The 20,193-nt window shown below is 65.6% G+C and carries 17 protein-coding genes; 13 read left to right on the top strand and 4 right to left on the bottom strand.

Going from position 1 to position 20,193, the window contains the following annotated elements; translation table 11 throughout:
- Positions 1–2: 2 nt before the first annotated feature.
- Together UCD39_RS12555 and UCD39_RS12550 are read right to left on the bottom strand one after the other, a co-directional pair.
- Positions 3–854 (bottom strand): oxidoreductase, encoded by an 852-nt coding sequence (locus UCD39_RS12555; RefSeq protein WP_330496337.1) that lies wholly within the window; start codon positions 852–854, stop codon positions 3–5.
- A gap of 130 nt (positions 855–984) precedes the next feature.
- Entirely contained in the window at positions 985–1,887 is a 903-nt protein-coding gene (locus tag UCD39_RS12550) for a LysR family transcriptional regulator (protein WP_330496336.1), read from the bottom strand.
- Between the two features lie 229 nt (positions 1,888–2,116).
- Here UCD39_RS12550 and UCD39_RS12545 point away from each other — a divergent pair, with 229 nt between their 5' ends.
- Positions 2,117–3,532 (top strand): aminotransferase-like domain-containing protein, encoded by a 1,416-nt coding sequence (locus tag UCD39_RS12545; RefSeq protein ID WP_330496335.1) that lies wholly within the window; start codon positions 2,117–2,119, stop codon positions 3,530–3,532.
- Between the two features lie 182 nt (positions 3,533–3,714).
- Positions 3,715–5,124: an esterase/lipase family protein gene (locus UCD39_RS12540; RefSeq protein WP_330496334.1), complete on the top strand. Its 1,410-nt coding sequence runs from the start codon at positions 3,715–3,717 to the stop codon at positions 5,122–5,124.
- A gap of 281 nt (positions 5,125–5,405) precedes the next feature.
- Here the strand turns inward: UCD39_RS12540 and UCD39_RS12535 are convergent, their stop codons facing one another.
- Positions 5,406–6,260, bottom strand: coding sequence for an SDR family NAD(P)-dependent oxidoreductase (locus tag UCD39_RS12535; RefSeq protein WP_330496333.1), 855 nt, complete (start codon positions 6,258–6,260; stop codon positions 5,406–5,408).
- Between the two features lie 437 nt (positions 6,261–6,697).
- Between UCD39_RS12535 and UCD39_RS12530 the strand changes: the two genes are divergently transcribed.
- The 8 genes from UCD39_RS12530 to UCD39_RS12495 all read left to right on the top strand — a co-directional run bounded on the left by UCD39_RS12530 (position 6,698) and on the right by UCD39_RS12495 (position 13,842).
- Complete coding sequence (locus UCD39_RS12530) at positions 6,698–8,431, top strand: IlvD/Edd family dehydratase (RefSeq protein WP_330496332.1); 1,734 nt, start codon at positions 6,698–6,700, stop codon at positions 8,429–8,431.
- The gene (locus UCD39_RS12525) at positions 8,431–9,375 is read left to right on the top strand and encodes a 2-dehydro-3-deoxygalactonokinase (RefSeq protein WP_330496331.1); all 945 of its coding nucleotides are present in this window, start codon (positions 8,431–8,433) and stop codon (positions 9,373–9,375) included. The genes UCD39_RS12530 and UCD39_RS12525 overlap by 1 nt, the downstream gene beginning before the upstream one ends.
- Positions 9,376–9,414: 39 nt before the next feature.
- Positions 9,415–10,044, top strand: a complete 630-nt coding sequence (locus UCD39_RS12520; protein WP_330496330.1) for a 2-dehydro-3-deoxy-6-phosphogalactonate aldolase — start codon at positions 9,415–9,417, stop codon at positions 10,042–10,044.
- 93 nt (positions 10,045–10,137) lie between these two features.
- Positions 10,138–11,703, top strand: a complete 1,566-nt coding sequence (locus UCD39_RS12515) for a sodium/sugar symporter (RefSeq protein WP_145731818.1) — start codon at positions 10,138–10,140, stop codon at positions 11,701–11,703.
- Between the two features lies 1 nt (position 11,704).
- Positions 11,705–12,640, top strand: a complete 936-nt coding sequence (locus tag UCD39_RS12510; protein ID WP_330496329.1) for an SMP-30/gluconolactonase/LRE family protein — start codon at positions 11,705–11,707, stop codon at positions 12,638–12,640.
- A gap of 30 nt (positions 12,641–12,670) precedes the next feature.
- Entirely contained in the window at positions 12,671–13,114 is a 444-nt protein-coding gene (locus tag UCD39_RS12505) for a FadR/GntR family transcriptional regulator (RefSeq protein WP_330496328.1), read from the top strand.
- Complete coding sequence (locus tag UCD39_RS12500; protein ID WP_322486246.1) at positions 13,111–13,398, top strand: FadR/GntR family transcriptional regulator; 288 nt, start codon at positions 13,111–13,113, stop codon at positions 13,396–13,398. Before UCD39_RS12505 ends, UCD39_RS12500 begins: the two co-directional genes overlap by 4 nt.
- 48 nt (positions 13,399–13,446) lie before the next feature.
- Positions 13,447–13,842 (top strand): methylglyoxal synthase, encoded by a 396-nt coding sequence (locus UCD39_RS12495; protein ID WP_330496327.1) that lies wholly within the window; start codon positions 13,447–13,449, stop codon positions 13,840–13,842.
- Between the two features lie 726 nt (positions 13,843–14,568).
- On the opposite strand, the gene UCD39_RS12490 is transcribed toward UCD39_RS12495, so the two are convergent.
- Complete coding sequence (locus tag UCD39_RS12490; protein ID WP_330496326.1) at positions 14,569–15,156, bottom strand: DUF4142 domain-containing protein; 588 nt, start codon at positions 15,154–15,156, stop codon at positions 14,569–14,571.
- Between the two features lie 196 nt (positions 15,157–15,352).
- Here UCD39_RS12490 and UCD39_RS12485 point away from each other — a divergent pair, with 196 nt between their 5' ends.
- From UCD39_RS12485 to UCD39_RS12475, 3 genes are all read left to right on the top strand, one after another.
- Positions 15,353–17,146 carry an HAD-IIIA family hydrolase gene (locus tag UCD39_RS12485; RefSeq protein ID WP_330496325.1) on the top strand — a complete coding sequence of 598 codons (1,794 nt, stop codon included), beginning with the start codon at positions 15,353–15,355 and terminating at the stop codon, positions 17,144–17,146.
- A gap of 168 nt (positions 17,147–17,314) precedes the next feature.
- Positions 17,315–19,282 carry a M61 family metallopeptidase gene (locus UCD39_RS12480; RefSeq protein WP_330496324.1) on the top strand — a complete coding sequence of 656 codons (1,968 nt, stop codon included), beginning with the start codon at positions 17,315–17,317 and terminating at the stop codon, positions 19,280–19,282.
- 315 nt (positions 19,283–19,597) lie between these two features.
- Positions 19,598–20,188 (top strand): helix-turn-helix domain-containing protein, encoded by a 591-nt coding sequence (locus UCD39_RS12475; protein WP_330496323.1) that lies wholly within the window; start codon positions 19,598–19,600, stop codon positions 20,186–20,188.
- Positions 20,189–20,193: the final 5 nt, after the last annotated feature.

Raw genomic sequence — 20,193 nt, 5'->3', positions numbered from 1 at the left:
CTTTACACCGGGAAGTCGGTGCCCAGGGTGACGTCCCGCCACCCCGCCAGATCGGCGGTGAAGGCCTGCTGCCGGGCCTGCACGCGGTTCCAGGCATCGGTGCCCAGCACCAAATGCCGGGGCGGGTTGGGGGACAGCACCGCGGCCACGATGGCGCGGGCCCCCCGCGCCGGATCCCCCGGCTGCTGGCCGTTCTGTGCCTGCAGGCGGGCCACCGCCGCCCCGGCGGTCGCCGCGTAATCCGCGATGTCGCTGCCGGTGACGCGCAACGATTGTTCGGTCAGGAAGTCGGTGCGGAAGGCGCCCGGCTCCACCAGCGTTACACCGATGCCCAGGGGCGCCACCTCCTGCGCCAGGCTGAGCGACACCCCCTCCAGCGCGAACTTGGAGGCGGCATAAAGGCCAGACCCCACGCCCGGCGCCAGGCCGGCGATGGAGGTGATATTGACGATGTGGCCGGATCGCCGGGCGCGCATCAGGGGCAGGGCCGCCTGCATCACCGCCACGGCGCCGAAGAAGTTGACCTCGAACATCTGGCGCGTGGCGGTGGTGTCGGCATCCTCCACCGCGCCCAGCAGGCCATAGCCGGCATTGTTCACCACCACGTCCAACCGCCCATGCAGGGCGTGGGCCCTGGTCACCGCATCCCGGACCTGCGCCGCGTCGGTCACGTCCAGCGGCAGGACATGCAGGCTGTGGTGGGGTGGCAGATCGCTTTCGCCATTCCGGGTGGTGCCGATGACCGTCTGCCCCTGGTCCAGCACCGCCTGTGCCAGCTCCCGGCCGAAGCCGCGCGAGATGCCGGTGATGAACCAAACCTTGGGAGCACCGATTGTCGGGGTATCGCTTGCCATGATGCGCATCCTTTCTAAGACCCGGCCCGCCAAAGGGACGGGGGCCGGGGATGCGCCTGAAGATGGAAGCCCACCGCCCTGTGCGGAATGCATCACAATCGAAACGACCTATGAAGCGGCGATTATATAATCAACTGCCGTAGGTGGCGCGGATGAAGTCGGTGAAGACGCGCAGCGGCAGGGGCGTATGCCGCTGCTTGGGATAGCACAGGAAGAATCCGGGAAAGCTGCCCGCCCATTCCTCCAGGATGGTGACCAGGCTACCCTCCTCGACATAAGGCACAATTCGGTCGTCCAGCCACAGGGCGATGCCCACGCCCTGCAAGGCCGCCGCCAGCACCAGGCTTTTGTCGGTGACGATGATGGGGCCCTTCACGGCGACGGAGAACCAGTCACCGTCCGGTTCCTGGAATTCCCAATGGTAGATGCGGCCCGTCTCCGCCCAGCGCCAGTTGATGCAGGTATGGTCCAGCAGGTCGCGTGGGTGCCGGGGCACGCCATGGCGGGCCAGATAGCCGGGTGCCGCGACGGCAACCTGGCGCAGGCTCCCGCCCAGCTTGATGGCCACCATGTCGTCGGAGATCATTTCGCCCAGGCGGATGCCTGCGTCATAGCCCTCGGCCACGATATCGTGGACCACGTCGTCCACCGTGATATCCAGGATGATGTCGGGATAGGCCTGGTGGAACTGCCCCAGGATGGGGGCCAGGAATCGCTCCGCGCCCACGCGGGAAGAGGTCAGGCGCAGGGTTCCGGCCGGCCGTTCGCGCAGGTCGTTCACGTCGGCGACGGCGGCCTCCAACTCCTCCATCACCGGTTTCAGGCGGGCATAGAGCCGCGATCCGGCGTCGGTGACGGACACACTGCGCGTGGTCCGGTTCAACAGGCGCACCCCCAGCCGTGCCTCCAACGCCCGGATGGTCTGGCTGAGGGCAGAGGGGGAAACGTGCAGCTGCGTCGCCGCCCGGGCGAAGTTACCTTGCGCCACGATGGTGGCGAAGGCGCGCAAATCGGCGAACTCACTGCCCCGCATTCTTCAATTCCCAACAGGATCGTCCCTGCGGGGTAACACGGCCGGCGGCTCCGGGCTGTGTCAGCCGACACTCCTGCCCCCCACCGCCGGCGTCTCCACTCGATTGATGGAAATCATGGCATACGGCGATTGCAGGGCTTCCTAATACGAATGTCCGCATACATATAATCCATGCAATCCATTCCGGGGCAAACCATGTCGGGCGATTTCAGGGGCAGGGAGCGACGCGATGGCGGAAGATGAGCTGTGGTTACCCCGGTTGAGCGGCCGGGGCGGGCCGGTCTACCTCGCCATCGCCGATGCCATGGCGGCCGACATCGGCGCCGGCCGGCTGGTGCCGGGGGAGCGCCTGCCCACTCAGCGTGCCCTGGCGGAGGCGCTGGGCATCGACCTGACCACCGTCACCCGCGCCTATGCCGAGGCACGGCATCGCGGCCTGCTGGCGGGCGTGGTGGGGCGGGGCACCTTTATCTCCGACCGGGCGGCGGCGGACATGGCGCCCCTGGCCCAGGGTGATATCGACATGTCCATGAATGTGCCGCCACAGCCTCTGGCCTTGCTGCGGAGCCACTTGGCCCAGGGGATGGAACGGCTGGCGCGGGCGCCGGACCTGGGGCGCCGCTTGGGCTATCGCGCGGCCGGCGGCGGGGCGCAGGAACGCACCGCCGGCGCCGCCTGGCTGCGCCGCCGCTATTCCGCCGGCGGGGCGGCGGCCGCCGCCAGCCCCCATGCCGACCGCGTGCTGGTGGCGCCAGGCGCCCAGGCGGCGCTGCACGCGCTGCTGTCCCTGCTGGCCCAGCGGGCCGACGCGGTGCTGGCGGAAACGCTCAGCTATCCCGGCTTCACCGCCATCGCGGCGCGCCTGGGCCTGCGGGTGGTGGCGGTGGACTGCGATGGCGAGGGGCTGTTGCCCGACGCGGTGGCCGCCGCCTGCCGGGGCACGGGCGCCCGCCTGCTGTATTGCACCCCCACTCATCACAACCCGACCACCGCGACCATGTCGGCGGACCGGCGGCTGGCGCTGGCGGCCGTCATCCAGGCCCAGGGCCTGACGGTGATCGAGGATGACGCCTACGGTGCCCTGGCGGCGGATCCAGGAACACCCTTGTCGGCGTTTGCACCCGACCAGGTCTGGCACGTGTCCACCCTGTCGAAATGCCTGACGCCGGCCTTGCGCACCGCCTATGTCGCGGCACCGGACGCCATCCAGGCCGAACGGCTTGAGGCCGTCCTGCGTACGCAAATGCAGATGTCCTCCCCCCTTGCCGGAGGCTTGGCGGCGGACTGGGTGCTGAATGGCACCGCCGCCGCCTTGGCCGATGCCGTGCGGACCGAGGCCGTCGCCCGCCAGCGTCTGGCGGCGGAGCTGTTGCCCCCGGGCAGTTACCAGGCCCAACCGGACAGCCTGCACCTTTGGCTCACCCTGCCGCCCGACTGGACACCCCACGCCTTCGTCCAGCGCGCCGCCCGCACCGGCCTCACCCTGGTTGCGGGCGACGCCTTCCTGTCATCCGACACCCCCGTGCCCAAGGCCGTGCGCCTGGCCCTGGGTGCTGCCCCCGACGCGGCCGCGTTGAAGGGCGCGCTGATCCGGGTGGCCGGGTTGCTTGAAGGGCCGAAGGGGGGCGCCTTGGGGGTGGTGTGACGGCGTAAAGGGGCGGCTTCGGACTGAAGATATTCTACGGGTTTGGACATGTCGGACGTGTCCGACGACTGTTCGGGGCACCGGCGGTGTAGCTAAGTCATTGAATAAGTGAATTTCTCAGGTGGTATGAAAAATGCTGAAACATGTGCGTTAACTAAAATTCCTCAAAAAGGATGCGCATCATGTCTGACAGTATCGACGTTATTATTGTGCTTCCGGGCCTTACCGGCAGCACCCTAGGTGAAAGCCAGAACTCGCTGCTTCCGCTTTGGCCGAGCGGCGCACTTGCCGCCGCGACCGCAACGGCGACGACTGGCTTGGCCTTTTGGGTCAAGGATGCTGTTGCAAGCCTTGGGGGCGCGCTTTGGCCAATTGAACCGTTAGGAGCCAGCAAGGGGGACTTCTATGGACAGTTCCTTAATTCCCTGGCGACGAGTTTAAACGATGCCGGTGGCGATTATTCCGTTGCCTATACGAGCTGGCCAACCATTAATTACGAAGAATCAAATATATATAATGTTGAATACACCTGGTTAAATTCTGAAAACGGGAATAAACTTAGTGGTAATAGCCTTATTGGGTGGGCATATGATTGGAGGCAGGACAATATAGTCTCTGCCAAAATGCTGCAGAACCTGTTGTATAACCTTTGCCACGCGAACGACAACATCGGCTCAATCACCCTGATTGGGCATAGCATGGGTGGCGTTGTGGCTCGTTGCTATCTTGAAAGCGTTGGCACCAATGACCCATGGTTTTCAAAGATAAGTCAATTTATCAGCCTCGGGACTCCTGCTTACGGAGCTCCTCTTGCCCTCAATTGTATCACTGCACCGGTACCCTCTATTGCTACGAGCGCCCTGGCCTCGACCGTCATTCTCAGTGATCCCACATTTCCGATTTCCAACGGCGGCAACTGGCTTCTGAATGCTCTGGGGGAACTTAGCTCCTTTATCCAGGCGGCAATAGTGCAGAACATGCAGTATATTATTCTGTCGACCCTCAATTATTCAGCCAAAAATGGTCTCGCCAATCCCGGTACTGGACCCTATCAGTTGTTACCGCCTCCGGAAGTCGGCTTTATCGCCGTAGAAGGAGAAAGTGCTGAGCAGCCGATTTCCCCGTTTTCCAAATTGCCAGGTTCTATGCAGGAATATCTGGATAATATCCATCCATTTGAGACAAATTATGTTGCTGCGCAAAATCTATGGAATAGTCTTACCTATTCCGGAAGCACGCCAGTTCCATACAACTGCGTATATGGGATTGTCAGTTCAGCTTACACGAGCCCAAATGTGAAGTTGACCACGACTATTACGGAGATGACTTACTCCAGCAGTTCGACCCCCCCCTTTAGTGCGACGGCTACTGACGGCGGTGGGGACACCGTGGTTCCCTATTGCAGCGCAAGTTATTATGCGCCGAACCTGGGTCCGGATCTCAAAACTATACCGCCCCAGAATCCGTCGCTTGCAAACCCGCCGCTTCAGGTTAACGCCGTGGTGGGCTTCGACGGCGTCGATCATGATAATATGCCCAACTTCCCCCAAGTTCAGACTCAAATCATGAAATGGCTCGTGCCTAATTCCTAATTTCTGGTACAAGCATCCAGACGGAATTGGTATAGCTTCCGTCCCTAAGTAGATCGCCCGATGGCCACTCTGCCTGTGGCACTTTATTCCGGGATAAAGGTGATGAGGCAGCCATAACGGATTCCGTAATCGGCTATATTATTAGAGCGGGATGCGATCACGCGTGATCGCGTCCCGCTCAATTTTCCCATTACCCTGGATCGATGGCGCAAAAGACCATTCAGGAACGGGTGGACCATTTACTTTGCGGCAGGGTTCAGAAGCACACCGGTGTGACGTGTTCAGCCCATGGTGCGCCCCCCATCCACCACCAGCGACTGCCCCGTCATCATGGAGGAGGCGCGGGACGCCAGGAACAGCACGGCGCTGGCGATGTCCTCGCCGGTCAGGGGGCGCTTCAGGCATTGGGCGGCCAGGGTTTCGGCCAGGGCTTCGGGCGTTACCCACAGGCGCTGCTGCCGCTCCGTCATGACCCAGCCGGGCACCACGGTGTTGACGCGGATGCCGTCGGGGCCGAATTCGCGGGCCAGGGCCCGGGTCAGGCCGGTGACGCCGGCCTTGGCCGCGACATAGGCCGGATAACCGGCCAAGCCCAGGTTATGGGCGGTGGACCCCAGGTTGACGATGGCGCCGCCGCCGGCGGCCTTCATGCCCGGCGCCAGGGCCTGGGCCAGGAAGAACTGCGGGCGCAGGTTGATGGCCAGATTGTCGTCCCACTCCGCCACCGTGACATCGGCGGTGGCGTGGCGGTCGTCGCGGGCAGCGTTGTTGACCAGCACGTCGAAGGCGCCCATCTGCGCCTCCGCCTCGCGCACCTTGGCCTGCAGGGCTTCCACGTCGCGCAGGTCGCAGCGCAGGAACAGGGGGCGTTGGCCGGTCGCGGCCTCCACCGCCTGCACCAGGGCCATCGCCGATGCCTCGCGCAGCGCGATAAAGGCGACGCGGCAGCCCTGGGCGGCGAAGGCATGGGTGAGATAGGCGCCGATTCCCGACCCGCCGCCGCTGATCAGCACGGCTTTGCCCGCCAGGTCGCCATAGACCGGGTACAGGTGCTGGGTGATGCCTTCCGGGGTGGTGGGCGGCGGTTCCGCCGGCATCTCGATGGGGCCGGTGGCGGGCGGGTTGCTGTCGGGCATGGCGGCCCCCTTTTTCCAGAAAGGGCCGTCAGGCCCGGATGATCAAGGATAGTTAGGACGCGGCCGCCGGTGCCGCAATCGCCCCCGATCGGCCAGACCACCAAATCCCCTTTACAGGCGGCGTTTTTGTCCGATAAATCATATTAAGAACCGGAGGATGAACGCCGGGTCATCGGTCCATGCCGTCGCCCGTCCGGGCGGCCATGATGCCGAAGGCCGGCCGCCAGACCTCCTACCATAACGGCATTGGGGTAGGGAAACGGCGGGTGCGGGCGGTTCTGTTCCAGCCCCCATCGGAACGCCGCGGGCGACCGGTCACTGGCCATCCAGGCCTGCGCCAGGCCTTTGGGGCGCTGGCCCAGGCCCATGGGCGTTCCGGCCATCATCCCACCCTGGCAAGCGACGCGGGCCGGCGGCCCCAAGGTGGACGGTAGACGATGACCGACGACGGCAAGCGGAAGTTACGCAGCGCGCACAGCTATGGGAAACTGGACCGGGACGGGTTCATCCACCGCAGCTGGATGAAAAACCAGGGCCTGCCCGGCGACGTGTTCGACGGCCGCCCCGTCATCGGCATCTGCAACACCTGGTCGGAACTGACACCCTGCAATTCCCACCTGCGCGAGGTGGCGGAGCATGTGAAGCGCGGCGTGTGGGAGGCCGGCGGCCTGCCGGTGGAATTCCCCGCCATGTCGCTGGGCGAGACGCAGATGCGCCCCACCGCCATGCTGTTCCGCAACCTGCTGGCCATGGAGGTCGAGGAATTGATCCGTGGCAACCCCATCGATGGCGTGGTGCTGCTGGGCGGTTGTGACAAAACCACCCCTGGCCAGATCATGGGGGCGGCCAGCGTCGACCTGCCCACCATGGTGATCTCCTCCGGTCCCATGCTGAACGGCAAGTATCGGGGCAAGGACATCGGCTCTGGTACCGACGTGTGGAAGTTCAGCGAGGCGGTGCGCGCTGGCGAGATGACGCTGAAGGACTTCATGGGGGCCGAGGCCGGCATGTCCCGCTCGCCAGGCACCTGCATGACCATGGGCACCGCCTCCACAATGGCCTGCCTGATCGAGGCCATGGGCCTGTCGCTGCCCTTCAACGGCACGCTGCCGGCCATGGACGCCCGCCGCCGCGCCATGGCGCATGAGACGGGCCGCCGCATCGTCGCCATGGTCAAGGACGACGTGAAGCCGTCGCACATCCTGACCCGCGCCGCGTTCGAGAACGCCATCCGCGTGCACGCCGCCATCGGCGGGTCCACCAACGCCGTGATCCACCTGCTGGCCCTGGCCGGCCGGCTGGGCGTGGACTTATCGCTGGAGGACTTCGACGCCTTGAGCGCCGACATCCCCCTGCTGGTGGACCTGCAGCCCTCGGGCCAGTACCTGATGGAGGATTTCCACTACGCCGGCGCGCTGCCGGGCCTGATGACCAAGATCAAGGACAAGCTGAACCTGGACGCCGTCACCGTCGGCGGCATGACCATCGGCGACATCGTGGCCGAGGGCGAGGTCTACAACGACGAGGTCATCCGCCCCAGGACCAACCCGGTGAAGCCGGTCTCGGGCATCTGGGTGCTGCGCGGCAACCTGGCGCCCGATGGCGCGGTGATGAAGCCCAACGCCGCCTCGCCCGAGTTGTTGACCCATCGCGGCCGCGCCGTGGTGTTCGACACCATCGAGGATTTCAAGGCCCGCATCGACGATCCGGCGCTGGAGGTGGACGAAACCTCCATGCTGGTGTTGCGCGGCTGTGGTCCGAAGGGGTATCCCGGCATGCCGGAAGTGGGCAACATGCCCCTGCCGCCCAAGCTGCTGGCCAAGGGGGTCAAGGACATGGTGCGCATCTCCGACGCCCGCATGAGCGGCACGGCCTTCGGCACCGTGGTGCTGCACGTGGCCCCCGAATCCACCGCCGGCGGGCCGCTGGCCCTGGTGCGCACCGGCGATGAGATCGAACTGAACGGCCCCGGCCGCAGCCTGTCCCTGCTGGTGGATGAGGCCGAGCTGGCCCGCCGCCGGGCCGATCTGGCGGCTCAGCCCGCCGCGCCGATCCCGGCGCGCGGCTATTACCGCCTGCATGTCGAGCATGTGATGCAGGCCGACAAGGGCTGCGACCTGGACTTCCTGGTGGGCGCCAGCGGCGACCGCGTGACGCGGGAATCGCACTGATGAGCCAGCCTGTCTTCATCGCCGGCGATTGGGGCACCAGCAACCTGCGCCTGTCGCTGGTTGATGCGGACGGTGCCGTGCTGGACACCCGCACCGGTCCCGGGGCCGCCGCCGTGCCGGCGGGTGGCTTCCCCGACACGGTGCGGGGCCTGCTGGCCGACTGGGATGCCGCCCATGGCCGCCTGCCCCTGCTGCTCTGCGGCATGGTGGGCTCCACCCTCGGCTGGGTGGAGGTGCCCTACGCCGCCACCCCGGCGGGGGCGGCGGAGATCGCCGGGCATCTGCATGCCATCGATCTGCCCTTCGGAAGTGACGGGGGCCGGCCGGTCTACATCGCGCCGGGCGTGAAGGGCACCAACTTGCAGGGAGCCCCCGACGTCATGCGGGGGGAGGAGACCCAGGTGCTGGGCGCCCTCATCACCCATCCGGATCTCGCCACGGGGAACCATCTGCTGTGCCTGCCCGGCACCCATTCCAAGTGGGTCGATCTGGCGGACGGCCGCATCACCGGCTTCACCACCGCCATGTCGGGTGAGATCTATGCCCTGTTGTCCAAGCACAGCACCCTGGCGCGCGGGGCGGCCGACTGGGATGGCACGCCCGATGCCGGTTTCCGCCAGGGCCTGGCCCGGGTGGCGGAGGCGGGCGCCGACGTCCTGCACCTGCTGTTCGAAACCCGCGCCCGGCAGATGGCGGGCGTGCTGAGCCCTAAGGACGCCTTGGGCTTCCTCTCCGGCCTGGTCATCGGCGGCGATGTCGCCGCCATTCTGGCCCGGCACCGGGCGCTGGGCAGGCCGGCGCCCGCGCGGGTCGTCCTGGTCGGCGCCCCGGCGCTGAACACCCTATATACCTTGGCATTGGCCAGCCACGGCGTGGCCGCCCTGGCGCTGAACGGCGCCGAGCAATCCACCGCCGGCCTGCTGGCCTATTTCCGCCGCCTGTGAAGGGCCGTCTGTGAAGGCCCGTCTGTGAAGGAACGCGTCATGACCGAAGCCTGGTTGAAGCATATGCCCGTGGTGGCCATCCTGCGCGGGGTGACGCCCGATGAGGTGGTGGCCGTGGCCCGCACGCTGCACGACGCGGGCATCCGCGCCATCGAGGTGCCGCTGAACTCGCCGGAGCCGCTGCGCAGCATCGAACTGCTGGTGCAGACCTTCGGTGACGATTGCCTGGTGGGGGCGGGCACCGTGCTGTCGCCGGACAAGGTGGACGCGGTGCGCGCCGTGGGCGGCCAGCTGATTGTCTCGCCCAACGTCGACGTCTCGGTCATCGCCCGCACCGTGTCGCTGGACATGGTGTCCATGCCCGGCTTCTCGACCGGGACCGAGGCCTTCGCCGCCATCGGCGCCGGCGCCCGCCACCTGAAGCTGTTCCCGGCCAGCAGCCACGCGCCCGGCCATGTGAAGGCGCTGAAGGCCGTGCTGCCGGCCGATGTCGCCGTCTACGCCGTGGGCGGCGTCACGGCCGCCAACCTGCAGCCCTGGGTGGATGCCGGCGTCACCGGCTTCGGGTCCGGCGGCGACCTGTACAAGCCCGGCGTGGATTTGGGTCAGATGGCGGAGCGCGCCGCCGGCCTAGTGGCGGCGGTCCGCGCCGCGCTGAAGCTTTCGTAAAGTCTGTTACAAGGACCCGCCACCAGGGACTTGCCACCAAGGCGTTTCCCGGTGGCGGCTGACTGCGTCCAATATAAACAGGGGGGTACGCCGATGGGTTTGGCGACGATTGATATCGCGGTGCTGGGCGTCTACGCCGTGTTCATCTTTTTCCTGGCCCAGTGGGTGTCGCGGGAAAAGGCCGGGCATGAGAAGAACGCCAAGGACTATTTCCTGGCCGGCCGCTCGCTGCCCTGGTGGGCCATCGGCGCCTCGCTCATCGCCGCCAACATCTCCGCCGAACAGATCATCGGCATGGCCGGTTCCGGCTACAAGGTCGGTCTGGCCATCGCTTGTTATGAATGGATGGCGGCGCTGACCCTGATCCTGGTGGGCAAGTTCTTTCTGCCCATCTTTCTGGAAAACCAGATCTACACCATGCCCCAGTTCCTGGAGCAGCGGTACGGCTCCAGCGTGCGGTTGACGCTGGCGGTGTTCTGGCTGGGCGTCTACGTCTTCGTCAACCTGGCCTCCATCCTGTGGCTGGGTTCCATCGCCGTGAACGCGGTGGCGGGCGTGGACCAGATGACGGCGCTGGTGGTGCTGGGCGTGTTCTCCTGCGCCTATTCCCTGTTCGGTGGGCTGAAGGCCGTGGCGCTGACCGATATCGTGCAGGTCACCCTGCTGGTGCTGGGCGGCCTGATCATCGGCTATCTGGCGCTGAACCAGATCTCCGGCGGCCAGGGCGTGCTGGCGGGCTTCCATCAGCTGACGCTGGCGGTGCCGGAGAAGTTCCAGCTGATCCTGACGCGCGACAACCCGAACTATAAGGACCTGCCCGGCATCTCCGTCCTGGTGGGCGGCTTGTGGGTCATGAACGTGTCCTACTGGGGCTTCAACCAGTACATCATCCAGCGCGCGCTGGCCGCCAAGTCGGTGCGTGAGGCGCAGAAGGGCGTCGTGTTCGCCGCCTTCCTGAAGCTGCTGATGCCGGTCATCATCGTGCTGCCGGGCTTGGCCGCCCTGTTGCTGGTGCCCAACTTGGCGACGCCGGACCAGGCCTATCCGGAGGTGATGAAGATGCTGCCGGCGGGCCTGAAGGGCCTGGTGTTCGCGGCCCTGGTCGCGGCCATCGTCGCGTCGCTGGCGTCCAAGATCAACAGCGTGGCCACCATCTTTACCCTGGACCTCTACGCCCATGTGAAGAAGGACGCCAGCCAGCATCACCTGGTGGCCGTGGGCCGCATCGTCAGCGTGGTGGCCGTGATCATCGGCATCGTGGTGGCCAAGCCCCTGCTGGGCAACTTCGACCAGGCTTTCCAGTACATCCAGGAATTCACTGGATTCTTCACGCCGGGCATCTGCGTCATCTTCCTGTTGGGTATGTTCTGGCCGCGCGCCAATGCCGCCGGCGCCCTGACGGCGGCCATCGGCTCAGCCGTGCTGTCGCTCGCCCTGAAGGTCTGGCTGCCCGAGCTGCCGTTCATCGACCGTGTCGGCGTCACCTTCCTGGCCTGCCTGGCCGCGGCGGTGGTGGTCTCGCTTGCCGCCCCCGCCCTGCAGGTAAGCCAGATCAATGTCAAGCTGAAGGGCATCGACTATTCCACCAGCACAAGCTTCAACCTCGCGGCCCTGGTTGTTCTGGTGATCGTCTCCGCCCTCTACATCACCTGGTGGTAACATGACGACCGCTGGTCCCCTGCTTGATGCCCCGCTGATCGCCCGCTTCGCCCTGGGCAACACCCTGGGCGAAGGGGTCACCTGGGATGAACGTGACCAGTCGCTGTGGTGGACGGACATCCATGAGCGGCGCCTGCACCGGCTGGACTGGGCCAGCCGCGCGGTGGAAACCTTCACGGCGTCGGAACGCGTCTGCTCCTTCGGCTTGATCGAGGGCGATTCCGATCGCCTGGTGGTGGCGTTCGAAAGCGGTTTCGCCCTGTTCACTCCGCGCACCGGCGCTCTGGAGTGGCTGGCGCGGCAGGACCTGCCCGCCGGCGTCCGCTTCAACGACGGCCGGGTGGACCGCCAGGGCCGCTTCTGGGCCGGCACGATGGTGGAGGATGAGCACGCGCGGGCGGCGGGCACGCTGGCCGGCGCGCTCTATCGCCTGGATGGGCGGAACCGGGCCACGCCCCTGGTGCACGGCGCCCTCATCTCCAACAGCCTGTGCTGGAGCCCGGACGGCACGCGCATGTACTATACCGACGGTCCCACCCGCCGCATTCGCGTCTTCGATTACGACCCGGCCACGGGCACGCCGTCGAATGAAAGCGTTTTCGTGATGACGGAAGAGGGGGCCTACCCCGACGGCGCCAATGTCGACGCCCAGGGCCATGTGTGGAGCGCGCAGTGGGGGGCGTCGCAGGTGGTGCGCTATGCCCCCGACGGCCGCGTTTCCGGCGTCATTCCCGTGCCCACGGCGCGCGTCAGCTGCGTCGCGTTCGGTGGGCCGGACCTTACCCTGCTGTTCGTCACCACGGCGCGGGAAGGCATGACAGAGGCTGAGATCGCGGCCGATCCCGATGCCGGCACCCTGTTTGTGTATGATATCGCTAACATCGGGGTGCGCGGTCTGGTGGATAGTGGGTTCAAATTGGCGTCGGCGGGGATATAAGCTGTTGTGTGAAATCATGTGGGGGAAGGGATGATTGCCAAGTTTCGCGGCCAAAACCTGACATTCGCCATCGTCCAGGACCTGGGGGCCGCGATCGTTACCGGGACCTACAGTTCCGACAAGCCTTTCCCCATCGAGGCTGACCTCTGCAAGCATTACGGCGCCAGCCGCAGCGTGCTGCGGGAGGCGGTGAAGATGCTGACGGCCAAGGGGCTGTTGCGCGCCCGCCCGCGCCAGGGCACCTGGGTCGAGCCTGAGGAAAGCTGGAGCCTGCTGGATCCCGACGTGTTGCGCTGGATCCTGGAACGCAAGTTCTCCCTGCCGCTGCTGGCCGAATTCACGGAAATCCGCCTGGCCGTGGAACCGCTTGCGGCCCAGTTGGCCGCCGCCCGCGCCACACCGGCGGAGAAGGCGGCCATCAAGGTCGCCATCGAGCGCATGTACGCGGCGGAACGGGGGAGGATGATCCCCTGATCACCGACATCAATTTCCACGTCGCCATCCTGAAGGCCAGCGGCAACCGCTTTTACCTGCAGTTGCGGGAACTGATCGACACGGCCCTGCGTTTCAGCATCCGGCGCACCAACCAGTACAAGGGCGTGCGACTGGCCAGCGTGGCCGACCACAACGCCGTGGCCGAGGCCATCCTGGCGGGTGATCCCCCCCGGGCCGAGGCGGCCATGCGCTACCTGATGCAAGAGGCGCTGGACCTGCTCGCACGCGGGGAGGAGGCCGAGGGCCAGGCTGTCGCCTCCTGACCCCGCCGCCTCTCACAGCCGCCCATCATTTTCCCGGAGACTGGATCCATGCGTGAGGACGGACGCCGCGCCATCGGCCTGATCGCCCATGACGGCAAGAAGCAGGCCATGGTGGACTGGGCCCTGGCCCATGCCGACTTCCTGCGGGTGGCCAAGATCTACGCGACCTCCTCCACCGGCACCCGCGTGGCGGAGGCGATCGACGGCCTCGACATGACCCGCCTGCGCAGCGGCCCGCTGGGTGGCGACCAGCAGATCGGCGCCATGATCGTCGAGGGCAAGCTGGACATCATGATCTTTTTCGTCGATCCCCTGGGTACCCTGCCGCACGATGTGGACGTGAAGGCCCTGATCCGGCTGGCCACCCTGGCCGACCTGCCCTTCGCCTGCAACCCCGCCACCGCCAGCCTGCTGGTGGCCGGGTTGGCGCATCCAGCCGCCTGACGGTGCCCGAAGGCTATTCACCTATCATTCTCGATCGGAAGACTTCGGTGCCGTCCTGGGAGCTATAGATCCACTCGAAGAAGCGATTGATGTCATTTAGAGCGGCGTGGTGTATTTATGGTGGCTTCTCTAATATTTCTGAGGGCATCAAAGTTGTCCTGGAGCGCTGTAAATGTTTGAGATCATTTTGGACAACAAGCGCTATATTTCAAATGTTCTATTTTTTATAATTTCTAAATTGTTTCGGGTGGCTATTTGTATAGAAGCAGAAAGATACCGCGCCCACCAAAAAATAATTTGTTTTGTAAACCTCATTCTGGCGTTCCTGTCCAGTGCGGCGATTATATATAGGTCGTCGGGAGTTTTTCGTGATGGTTACATATTATCACGCGCGGTGTTTTGTGCTTATATAGCATATACAATTATCAGATTTTTCATTATAAGATCTATATTCGTTAGCATGGATAAACCATATAAAATATTGGCCATTCCACCGGAGTTGCGCTCCGATTTCACATTTTATTATTCGGGATTTGCTGTGTCTTCTTCGGCAGTCATCGCCGATTCTTTCGGGGTAGAAAAGGCATTAATTGCTCTAATGTGTATATTTCTCGCTATCTTGGCAGTATTCTCGCACACTGGGATGGGGTTGGGAAAAAGAGAAGACTCCTAGGAAAAAGGGCGGCCGCGACGGGCCGCCCTTTCCCGCGCCGCTGCGGGCTGCCTTTACTTCGTCTTGTCCAGCGTCCTGGCCATCTGCAGGTGTTGGGCGATGGTGGGTTCCGTCTTCGCGGCCCAGTCCTTCAGGGCCGGGTTGTCGCCGCCCTTGGCATAGCGCTGGAAGGCCGAGTCCGCGTCCTTGTGGGCGCTCACCTGGTCCTCGCGGTATTGCTTTACGAAGTCGGCGCCGCTCAGGCCCTTCAGCTTGTCCAGCTTCTTCTGGTGGCTGTTGTCCAGGGCGGTAGGGACGGTCGCCTGCACCGTTCCGCCGGTGACGATGGCCTTCAGTTCGGTGGATGTCTTCTGATGCGCCTGGATCATCTGGTTGGCGAAGGACTTGGTGGCCTCGTCGCCCTTCTGCTGCGCCAGTTCGCTGGACTGGATTTCGAACATGTCGCTGATGGCGACCTCCTTCACGAAATCCTCGGTGCGCGGGGTGACGCCCAGCACGGAATTGGCGCCGGTCTTCTCACCCATGGACTTGGCCTTATCGCCCACGGAATCCTGCGCCGCCGCCGGGGTGGCGAGGGCGGGCGCGAACAGCATCAGGCACAGGGCGGAGGCGGCGGCCGCCTTGCCGGTCAGGGTCCTCATGGTGGCAACTCCTCAGGATGGGACAGGGTGGGGGTGGCGGCCCGGCCGGGCCGCCCATGACCCGACCACAAGCGCCGAGCGGCGCATCCGGTTCCGCCGCGCCCCTGTTGCGCGGGCGCTGGCCACCCCCCTATGGTGATTCCCCGCCGGGACGCTGGCGGTAGCAACGCGACGGGCGGGGGTGGATTTGGCCCAGGTGGTCATTCTTGTGGGTGACGCGGAGTTGCCTGCCTTGGCGAATGTGGACGGCACGCCCCTTTTGGGCCGCCAGTTGGCGATGATCGCTCGGTCCACCCTGCGGGACGTGGTGGTGGTCACCACCTCCGCCGCCATCGCCGGCCAGTGCGGCGATGGGGAACGCTTGGGCCTGGCGGTGCGCGCCGTCGCGCCCGACCAGGTGGTGGCCCTGCTGGCCGAAACGGTCGTGGTCCTGCCCGGGGACGCCGTGATGGAGGTGGACCTGGATCGGTTCCTGGATCACCACCATCGGCATGGCGCCGCCGTCACCCTGTTGGTCCAGCCCAGCGACCATCCCCACCAAGACGACCTGGTGATGGCGGAGGATGGCCGGGTCCTGGGTTTCCGTGTCCCGCCCCCGGTCGGTGACTTCCATAATCTGGCCTGGACCGGCCCCGCCGTGATCGAGCGCCGGGTGCTGGACGGCGACCTGTCCATCCGCGCCCCGGTGGAGCGGCTGCTTTCAGCCGGTCGCCCGGTGCGGGGTTATCGCAGCCCCGAATATGTCCGCCGGATCGTGTCAGCCGATGACCTGGAGCGCGTCCGCGCGGATGTGGCCGTCGGCCTTCCCGACCGCCTGTCGCTGCGCTCACCCCAGCCGGCCGTGTTCCTGGACCGCGACGGCGTGCTGAACGTGGAGCGGAGCCACATCCGGACAGTGGAGGCGCTGGAACTGATCCCCACGGCCGGGCCCGCGCTGGCACGGCTGAACCGGGCCGGCTTCCGCACGCCGGTGGTCACCAACCAGGCGGCGGTGGCCCGGGGGCTGTGCAGCCTGGAAACGCTGGATGCCATCCACGCCCGGCTGGAAACTGAGTTGGCCGCCCAGCATGCCCATGTCGACCGGATTTACTTCTGCCCGCATCATCCCGATCCCACGCTGCCCGGCGGGGTGCCATCCCTGTTGATCCGCTGCGGGTGCCGCAAGCCCAAGCCGGGCATGGTCCACGCCGCGGCGGCGGACCTGAACATCGACGTCGCGCGCTCCTGGATGGTGGGCGACAGTTCCAGTGACATGGGCTTGGCGCGGGCCTGCGGCATGGGCGGCATCCTGGTGCGCGACGGCCATGGCGGGCGTGATGGCAAAAGCCCGGCCCAGCCCCACGTCATCGTCGATGACCTGGCCGACGCCGTGCGCTTCATCCTGGATATTTGGCCGGGCCTGTCGGTCGAACTCGACCGTCTGGCGACGGATATCCAGGCGGGGGACGTGGTGCTGATCGGCGGCCTGGCGCGGGCGGGCAAGAGCCTGCTGGCGCAGTGCCTGTCGCTGCGGCTGCGGCAGTCGGGCCGCGCCAGCGTGGTTATCGGGCTGGACAGCTGGCTGAAATCCCGCGACCAGCGCGGTATGGGCGTCCTGGGCCGGTATGACCTGGAGGCCGCGCACCAGGCGCTGACGGCGCTGGCGCGGCGGGAGGCGCCCGTGACCCCGCCGCGCTATGACGTCTGGACCCAGACCAGCCATCCGGGGCGCGAGGCGGTGACGCTGGCGCCGGACGACATCCTGATCGTCGAGGGTGTGCCGGCGCTGACCCAGCCGGCGTGGCGCGCCCTGGCCACCCGCCGCCTTTACATCGTCACGGACGAGGCGGGGCGGCGCCGGCGTTTCCATGCCGAATACCGGCGCCGGGGTTGGTCGGATGACGTCATCGAGTCGACCTACGAGGACCGGTTGCGTGATGAGCGGCCCATCGTCCTGGCCAGCCGTGCCCACGCCGATGCGGAGATCACCCTGGACGGGCTGCTGGGGTAAGGGAATCCCCCCTTCCCGGCGGGCCAAAAGCGGATCAAAAATTCCGCCATTCAAATTATTAAGAAAACAATACAAGATTTTTACACATGATTTGAAGGACTAAGCTAACATTTGCTCCATGCCAACATGCCTGCGCGGGGCGGGCCTACAAGATGGGGTTTTAAGTCCGTGAAGTCTGCCGTCCTGTCCCTGGCCGCCGTGTTGGCGGCCGGTACCGCCCTGATGAGCCCGCTGTCGGCCGTGCCGGTCCGGGCCGATGAGGTCCAGCCGCAGCCCTATCCCGCCGCGGCCCCCATTCCCGAACCACAGGACGTGGCCTATCCCGGCACCATCCGTCTGCAGGTCGACGCCACCGATACCGAGCGGCGCATTTTCTGGGTGAAGGAAACGGTGCCGGTGGCTGGGCCGGGCCCGCTGACCCTGCTGTATCCCAAGTGGCTGCCCGGCAACCATTCCCCCACCGGCGCCATCGACAAGCTGGCCGGCCTGATCATCCATGCCAAGGGCGGGGCCGCCGACGGGCAGCGCGTGGAATGGCAACGCGACCCGGTGGAGGTCTATGGCTTCCATGTCGACGTGCCCAAGGGCGCCACGGCGCTGGAGATGGAATTCCAGTTCGTGTCGCCAACGGCGGACAACCAGGGCCGCATCGTCATGACGCCGGACATGTCCAACGTTCAGTGGAACGCGGTGGCACTCTATCCCGCCGGCTATTTCACCCGCCGCATTCCCGTCGAGGCCAGCATCAAACTGCCGGAAGGCTGGGGCTTCGGCACAGCCTTGGACGTGGCGAAGCCGGCGGGCAAGGATGGCGTGACCACCTTCAAGCCCGTGCCGTTCGAAACCCTGGTGGACAGTCCCATGTTCGCCGGCCGCTACTACCGCCGGCTGGATCTGGATCCGGGCGGGCGCTCGCCCATGCATCTGAACATCGTGGCCGACCGGCCGGAGCTGCTGGAGGCGACGCCGGACCAGATCGCCGCCCATCGGGCCCTGGTGGTCCAGGCGGACAAGCTGTTCGGCGCCCGCCACTATGACCATTATGAGATGTTGCTGGCCCTCAGCGACAAGCTGAGCCACATCGGGCTGGAGCATCACCGCTCCAGCGAGAACGGCACCACGCCGACATACTTCACCGACTGGAACAAGTCGGCGGGGCATGAACTGCTGTCCCACGAATACACCCATTCCTGGAACGGCAAGTTCCGCCGCCCGGCGGATCTGTGGACGCCCAACTTCAACGTGCCCATGCGCGACAGCGGCCTGTGGGTGTATGAGGGGCAGACCCAGTTCTGGGGCTGGGTGCTGGCCGCCCGCGCCGGCCTGACCACCAAGCAGCAGGCGCTGGACAATCTGGCCGGGGTCGCCGCCACGCTGGACACCCGTGGCGGCCGCGCCTGGCGCGATCTGGCCGACACCACCAACGGCCCCATCGTGGCCATGCGGCGTCCGGCGCCGTGGATCAGCTGGCAACGCGCCGAGGATTACTACATCGAAGGCCAGATGGTGTGGCTGGACGCCGACAGCCTGATCCGCGAGCGGTCGGGCGGCAAGCGCTCGCTGGATGATTTCGCCAAGGCCTTCTTCGGCATCAACGACGGCAGCTACGTGCCGGTGACCTACACCTTCGACGACGTGGTCAAGACGCTGAACCAGGTGGAACCCTATGACTGGGCGACCTTCCTGCGCACGCGCCTGGAAACCCACCAGTCCGCCCCGCTGGATGGCCTGGCCCGTGGCGGCTACAAGCTGGTCTACACCGATCAGCCCCTGTCCGAGGCCAGCCGTGCCAATGAGGCGCCGGGTTCCCTGAACCTGACCTATTCGTTGGGCCTGGCCTTGGACAAGGGCGGCACGCTCACGTCGGTGCAGTGGAACGGCCCCGCCTTCAAGGCCGGCCTGATCATCGGCACGCAGGTGGTGGCGGTCAACGGCACCGCCTATGACGCGGAACGTATGAAGGCGGCGGTCACCGCGGCCAAGGGCCAGGGGCCGGCGGTGGAGCTGATCGTTAAGAACGGCGACCGGTATCGCGTTGTGCGCATCGATTATCATGACGGCCTGCGCTACCCGCATCTGGAGCGGGTGGAGGGCACGCCGGCGCGTCTGGATGACTTGCTGGCCCCCAGGGCCTGATCATGGCGTTTTACCCCCGGCCTGAAACGGCCGGGGGTGAGCGACATAAAATGTCGCCGATACTGACTTCCACGCAATGCTGGTCCCATGTTCCGGGGGTGGACACGGAAGAAAATTATCATATGGTGTCGGCGCTAAATTCTTGGCGTCAAATATTTTGACCTCCCACACCTGTTTGGTGTCAGGGCGGGCGGAAGAAAAAACAGGACCGGGGCCGAACCAACGGCCCAGGGCAGGGGCCTGAGCGTTTCAGATGGGGGTGGGGCGGCCGGGGCTTCCCGGCGTCGGCCCGTTGAGGAAGATCGAGGAATCCCGATGCAGATTTTAAGTGCCCGGGCGAAAAAGCCGTCGATGCCCATAGGGGAGCAAATCCGCAAGCGTCGCAAGGACATGGGCCTGACGCTGCAGCAACTGGCCGACCGCTCCGGCCTGTCGGCGCCGTTCATCAGCCAGGCCGAGCGCAACCTCAGCGTCCCGTCGCTGGTGTCCCTGCTAGCGCTGGCCGAGGCGCTGGAGGTCGACATCTCCTTTTTCATGCAGGTGCCCAACACCGGCACCATCGTCCACCGTGCGGCCAAGCCCAACATCATCGAGGTGGACAGCCCCGTCCAGTACATCGACCTGGCCTCGGACCTTGATGATCGCAAGCTCGACATCATCATGATGAGAATTCCGCCGGGCCACGCCTTCCCGGTGGACACCCGCAATGGCGAGCATTTCCGCTACGTCCTGTCGGGGGAGCTGTACGCCACCGCCGGCAACACCCGCACCACCTTGAAGGCCGGCGACAGCATGCATTTCGATGCCCGCATGAAGCACACGGTGGAAAACCGCACCGAGGAAGAGGCCGTGCTGCTGTACGTCGGCACCCCCAGCGTCTTCAAGAAGGCGCAGCGCGCCAAATGAAAGCG

Source organism: Nitrospirillum karajorum (genome assembly GCF_036348415.1).
In the GTDB taxonomy this organism is placed as follows: Bacteria; Pseudomonadota; Alphaproteobacteria; order Azospirillales; family Azospirillaceae; genus Nitrospirillum; species Nitrospirillum amazonense_B.
The sequence above is the reverse complement of the archived record's forward strand: the minus strand, read 5'-3'. Positions and strand labels throughout refer to the sequence as shown.